Source organism: Isoptericola sp. NPDC057191, assembly GCF_042670225.1.
Classification (GTDB): domain Bacteria; phylum Actinomycetota; class Actinomycetes; order Actinomycetales; family Cellulomonadaceae; genus Isoptericola.
Genome location: NZ_JBHUWC010000217.1, coordinates 1 through 6,263, shown reverse-complemented (window position 1 = coordinate 6,263; position 6,263 = coordinate 1). Strand labels below are relative to the sequence as shown.

3 protein-coding genes are annotated in these 6,263 nt (G+C 73.0%); 1 reads left to right on the top strand and 2 read right to left on the bottom strand.

The genetic code is table 11. The features are described from left to right. Nucleotides 1-106: 106 nt before the first annotated feature. Both ACFT55_RS18465 and ACFT55_RS18460 read right to left on the bottom strand, forming a co-directional pair. Entirely contained in the window at nucleotides 107-3,175 is a 3,069-nt protein-coding gene (locus ACFT55_RS18465; protein ID WP_380245304.1) for a UPF0182 family protein, read from the bottom strand. A 118-nt stretch (nucleotides 3,176-3,293) separates the two neighbouring features. Then, entirely contained in the window at nucleotides 3,294-4,460 is a 1,167-nt protein-coding gene (locus ACFT55_RS18460) for a PDZ domain-containing protein (protein WP_380245303.1), read from the bottom strand. A 226-nt stretch (nucleotides 4,461-4,686) separates the two neighbouring features. Here ACFT55_RS18460 and ACFT55_RS18455 point away from each other — a divergent pair, with 226 nt between their 5' ends. Then, complete coding sequence (locus ACFT55_RS18455; protein ID WP_380245302.1) at nucleotides 4,687-6,216, top strand: zinc-dependent metalloprotease; 1,530 nt, start codon at nucleotides 4,687-4,689, stop codon at nucleotides 6,214-6,216. The last annotated feature ends 47 nt before the right edge of the window (nucleotides 6,217-6,263 follow it).

Genomic DNA, 6,263 nt, shown 5'->3' with positions numbered 1-6,263 from the left:
TCCCGACCGCGCCGCCGATCGTTACGCGGCCCCGTCCCGCCGCGCCGGCCGCCCCCCGCCCGGCGCCCCGCCCCCGCCCCCCCCCCGCGCCGCGCTCCCCCGACGATCAGCCGGCGGACTCGATCTCGTTCTCCGCCGCGACGGCCTCCTCGATCGCCTTCTGCAGGCGGTCCTGCGCCTTGCCGTACGCGGTGAAGTCGCCGTCCTTCAGCGCCTGGTCGCTGTCGGCGAGGGCGTCGTTCGCCTCCTGCAGGGCGGAGTTGAGGCGCGTCTGCGGGTCGCCGGTCGGCGTCGCAGCGCCGCTCGGCTCGGTCGTCGGCTCGGTCGTCGGCTCCGTGGTGGGCTCGGTGGTGGGCTCCGCCGACGGCTCGGTCGAGCCGTCGCCACCCTCGACCGGTGCCGTCGGCACCTCGGTCTCCGCCTCGCCCGCGGCGTCACCGGCGTTGGCGCCGGAGTCGCCGCCGAACACCTGGTCGAGCGCCTCGTCCAGGGTCTCCGCGTACCCGGTCTGGTCACCGAATGCGACGAGCACCCGGCGCAGCAGCGGGAACTGCGTGCCGCCGGCCGACTGGATGTACACGGGCTGCACGTACAGCAGGCCACCGCCAACGGGCAGCGTCAGCTGGTTGCCGCGGACGACGTTCGACGAGCCGCGCTCCAGGATGTTGAGCTGCTCGGAGATCGTCGGGTTCGAGTCGAAGTTGTTCTGCACCTGACCCGGGCCCGGCACCGTCGAGTCGCGTGGCAGCTCCAGCAGCCGCAGCTCGCCGTACCCGTCCGCCACCTTGCCCGCGGTGCTCCCCGCGTCCCCGTCGGCCGCGAGATACCCCGTGAGGATCTCGCGGTCGGTGTTACCGCCGGGGATGAACGTGCTTGTCAGTGAGAACGCCGAGTCCTTCTGGCCCGGCATCTGCAGGGACAGGTAGTACGGCGGCTGCTTCGCCGCGGGCGCCTTGCCGCTCGCGACCGGGTCCTCCGGGTTGGCCCAGAAGTCCTGGCCGGAGAAGAACTGGCCGGCGTCGTTCACGTGGTACTGCGTCAGGAGCGTCCGCTGGACCTTGAACATGTCCTCCGGGTAGCGGATGTGGCTCATCAGGTCGCCCGAGATCTCCGACAGCGGCTTGACCGAGGTCGGGAACACGTCGGACCACGCCTTGAGGACCGGGTCCTGGGTGTCCCAGGCGTACAGCGTCACGGACCCGTCGTAGGCGTCGACCGTGGCCTTCACCGAGTTGCGGATGTAGTTGACCTCCGGCGGCATCTCCACCGGCACGCCCTGCGCGGCGAGCGTCAGGGAGTCCGCGGTCGCCTCCTGCATCGGCTTGCTGGTCGAGTACGGGTACGCGTCCGACGTGGTGTACGCGTCGATGATCCACTTGACGCGCCCGTCGACGACGGCCGGGTACATCCCCTGGTCGAGGGTCAGCCACGGGGCGACCTTCTGCACGCGCGTCATCGGGTCCCGGTCGTAGAGGATCTGCGACTGGTCCGTCACGCGGTCGGAGAACAGGATCTCCTGCGACCCGAACTTCAGCGCGTAGAGCAGCTTGCTGCCGAACGAGCCGATGGACGGGCCAGCCTTCACGTCCTGCGTCGGGAAGGTGGTGTTGACCTGCTGGCCGCCCTGCTCGTCGTCCGCCTGGTAGTCCAGCTCCCAGGGCTTGGTGTCCTCCGGCGCGCCCACGACCGAGTACTCGGTGGTGGAGGGGCTGAAGTAGATGCGCGGCTCGTAGCCCTTGTCGGTCAGCGCCCCCTGCGTGGGGATGCCGCCCTCGTAGAACGCCGGCTGGCCGTCCGGGCCGGGCTGGTTGCCGTACGCCGCGACGACCCCGTACCCGTGCGTGAACACCGTGTGGTCGTTGACCCAGTTGCGCTGACCGTCGCCGAGGCCACCCAGGTTCAGCTCGCGCACGGCGATCACGGTGTCGCGGGACTTGCCGTCGATGTCGTACCGGTCCACCGCGAGGGTGTCCGCGAAGTTGTAGTACTGCTTGTTCTGCTGCAGCTGCCGGAACGACGGGCTGACGATCTGCGGGTCGAGGAGCCGCACGGACGCCGTGGTCTCGGCGTCCGCCCGCAGCGCGCCGGCCTCCGCCTCGGTCGTCGCGTCGTACGGCTGCGTGTCGATGCTGTCGAGGCCGTACGCGTCGTGCGTGGCGTCGATGTTGCGCTGGATGTAGTCGGCCTCGAGCTCCTGGGCGTTCGGGTTCACCTGGAAGCGCTGCACGACGGCCGGGTAGATCCCGCCGATCGCGATGGCCGACACGACCATGAGGCCGACGCCGATCGCCGGCAGCCGCCACGTGCCGCGCACCGCCGCCGCCACGAACAGCAGCGCGACGAGCACCGCGACGCCCGTGAGGATCTCCTTGGAGGGGATGACGGCGTGCACGTCGGAGTAGGACGCCCCGTTGTACCGCGCGTTGGTGGTGCTGCCGTTGGTCGCCGTGAGGAGCGAGTACCGGTCGAGCCAGTAGTTCGCGGCGATGACGATCATGAGGACCGCGCCGAGGACGGCGAGGTGCACGCGGGACGCCCGCGTGGTGCGCGGCGTCCCGGCGGGCACGGGGCCCAGCCGCAGGCCGCCGTACAGGTAGTGGGTCACCAGCGCCGCGATGCCCGCGATGATGACGACCGCCATGAAGAAGCTCACGACGAACCGCAGCGCGGGAAGGCTGAAGACGAAGAACCCGAGGTCGAGACCGAACTGCGGGTCGGTCTTGCCGAACGACGCCGGGTGGATCGCGAGGAGGACGCTGCGCCACTGCGCGGACGCGGCCACGCCGGCGAAGAACCCGACGACCACCGGCCCCGCGATCGTGACGACCCGGCGCAGGGGCTCGATCGCCTCCCGGTACTGGTCGAGCGTCGCCTGCTCAGGGGTCGACGGCGCGTACACGGGACGGACCCGGTAGGCGACGGCGAACGAGGAGAAGACCGCGCCGCCCATCACCAGGAACCCGAGGACGAACAGGATCCCGCGCGTGATCCACTCCGTCCAGATCACGTTGCCGAAGCCGAGGGCGTCGAACCACATGACCTCGGTCCAGAACTGGGCGAGGAGCAGCAGCGCGATGACGACCGCGGCGACCACCACGAGCGTGATCGCGAGGGGGCTGCGTCGGCGTTTGGCCGGGGGGCCGGGACGTCGACGGGGCGGGGCAGCGAAGGACACGGTGCGGGCACCTCACTCGTGCTCGGGACGGACGGACGTTCTGGGTGTGAACGTCCCTGTCATCCCTCAGGTTCCCACGCTTCGTCCCCCCGTGGGCGACAGCACCTTCACGCGCCGGTCACGAGCACGTGGGCAGGTCCGCACCCTTCCCGGCGCCGATGTCCTCGATGGCCGCGCGGGCGTCGTCGAGGGTGGACATCTTCACGACGCGCAGCCCGTCCGGGACGTGCCCGACGACCTCGTCGCAGTTGCGCGCCGGGGCGAGGAACCAGTCCGCGCCGGCGTCACGGGCGCCGAAGAGCTTCTGCTGGATGCCGCCGATCGGGCCGACCTCGCCGTCCACGCTCATCGTCCCCGTCCCGGCGACGTGCGCGCCGTGCAGCTCGTCCTCGGGCGTGAGCTTGGTGATGATCGCCAGCGCGAACATCGTGCCGGCGCTCGGGCCGCCGATGTCCCCCGGCCGGATCGTCACGTCCACGGGGTAGTCGTAGGACGGGTCGAGGTACACGCCCAGCGCCGCGCGCCCGTCGCCCTCCGCCGTCGTGACCGTGAGGTCCTTCGGCTTGCCGTCGCGGTCGACGCCGAGCACGACGTCGTCGCCCGGGGTGACGTCGTCGAGGTCGGCGAGCAGGTCCTGGTGGGTGGTGATGTCGTGCCCGTCGAGACTGCGGATGACGTCGCCGGCCCGCACCACCCCGTCGGCCCCGGACCCGGGCGCCACGCCCGCGACCGTCAGCGTGGCGGGCACCTCGTACCCCAGCTCCGTCAGCGCAGCCACGGTGGCGGAGGACTCCGACCCGGCCATCTGCGCCTGCCCGACCTGCTGCTGCTGCTCCTGCGTGGTCTGCTCCGGGAAGATCGACTCGACCGGCTGCACCGACCGCTCGCCCGAGCCCCAGCCCCACAGGACGTCACCGAGCAGGACGTCGCCGCCCGGCCCGCCATAGACGCTCACGGTGGTGAGCCGCAGCTCGCCGGTCACGTCGTAGGTCTTGGCTCCCTCGATCTCCACCACCGGCTGCGCCGTCGCGCTCTTCCCGCCGCTCGACGTCGCGCCCGACCCGGCCACGTCCGCCCCCTGGAGCCCGAGCGTGTCCTCGGTCGGGCCGGGGGCCCGGATCGCGTACGGCGCCGGGAGCACGAGGAGCACCGCGGCGAGCAGCGCCGTCACGAGCAGGGACACGCCCAGGGTCACGCTGCGCCGCGACGCGCGCGGTGCGGGGACGACGCCGTCCGCGGACGCCGAGGGGTCGTCGGACGCGATGATGTCGCGGTCGAAGGTCACCGCCACATCATCGCCGACGTTCCTGGACCCCGCGCCAGGTCCGCGGCCCGCGGACCTCGGCCGTCAGGGGTCTCCGGGGGATCTGCGCCCAGAGCGAACCTCCGGAACCTCACGGCCCGGTCGGACGTCGTCGGTGGTTACGGTGATCCGGTCGGCACGGCCGCCGTCCGACCGGAACCGCCCGCAACCATTCCCTAGCCGTTTCGCAGCCAGGCGAGGAGCCCTCATGAGCAACCTTCCCGACGACCCCGAGGGTGCCGAGGAGCGCGAGCGCATGCTGCGCTCGATGCTGGAGGGGTTCTTCGGCGAACGCACCGACGAGGTGCTGGAGCAGATGCGCGCGCAGGGCATCGACCCGGCGGCGCTGGCCGGGATGCCCGGGGCGGGCACCCCTGACCCGGCGACCATGCAGCACGTCCTCGCGCAGGTGCAGCGCCTGCTGTCGGCGTCCGGCGACGGTCCCGTGAACACCGACGTGGCGCACGACGTCGCCCGTCAGGTGGCGGTCGCGGAGGGCGACCCGTCGCTCACGGGTGGCCAGGCCAAGGCCGCGACCGACGCCCTCGCGGTGGCCGAGCTGTGGCTCGACGCGGTGACCGACCTGCCGCCCGCCGGCGGCCGCACCCATGCCTGGAGCCGCTCGGAGTGGGTGGAGGCCACCCTGCCGGCGTGGCACCGCCTGGTCGCGCCGGTCGCGACGTCCGTCGCCGAGGCGCTGGCGACCGTGCTGCGCGACCAGCTGCCGGGCGGGTTCGACGACGGCGACGCGCTGGGCATGCCCGGCCTCGGCGGGCTGCCCGCGGGCGCGCTGGGCGGCGGCCTCGACCCCGCCCAGATGATGCGCCGCCTCGGCTCCGCCGTCTTCGGCATGCAGGTCGGCCAGGCCGCCGGCACCCTCTCGCGGGAGGTGTTCGGGTCCACCGACGTCGGCGTCCCGCTGCTCTCCGAGCCGGCGACGGTGCTGCTGCCCACCAACGTCGCGGCGTTCGCCGACGGCCTCGACGCGCCGCTGGAGGAGGTGCGCCACTTCCTCGCGCTGCGCGAGGCCGCGCACGCGCGGCTGTTCACGCACGTCCCGTGGCTCGCGGCCCACCTCCACGGACTGGTGGAGCAGTACGCGCGCGGCATCACGATCGACCTGGACGTGCTCGAGCAGCAGGTCCGCGACATCGACCCCAGCGACCCGGAGGCCCTGCGCGGCGCGCTCACGGGCGGCGTCTTCGGGCTGCAGCACACGCCGGAGCAGGAGGCCACGCTGCTGCGCCTCGAGACCGCCCTCGCGCTCGTCGAGGGGTGGGTGACGGAGGTCGCCGCGTCCGCCGCGCTCCCCCACCTGCCGCACACCTACCCCCTGCGCGAGATGATCCGCCGCCGCCGCGCGGCGGGCGGGCCCGCGGAGCACACCTTCGCCACCCTCGTGGGCCTCGAGCTGCGGCCGCGTCGCTCGCGCGACGCGACGGCCCTGTTCGCGCACGTCATGGCGGAGGGCGGGCCGGAGGCGCGCGACGCCGTCTGGGACCACCCCGACCTGCTGCCGGGGACCGCGGACCTCGACGACCCCGCGGGGTACTTCGCCCGGCGCGCCGCGCAGGCCGACGAGCAGTCGGACGTCGACGCCGCCCTCGCGCAGATCTTCGGCGCCGCGGAGAGCGGCGGCGCGTCCGCCGACGTCGAGCCGGGCAGCACCCCGACGTCGGACGACGGCGCTGACGAAGGTCCCGACGAAGGTCCCGACGAAGGGTTCGCCGCCCGCTGAGCCGGCGGCCTCTCGTCCGGGTCCCGGCGGCTCAGCCCTCCGGGACC

Coding starts and splice junctions, on each gene's coding strand:
- ACFT55_RS18455 (WP_380245302.1), top strand. CDS start 4,687: ATGAGCAACCTTCCCGACGACCCCGAGGGTGCCGAGGAGCGCGAGCGC.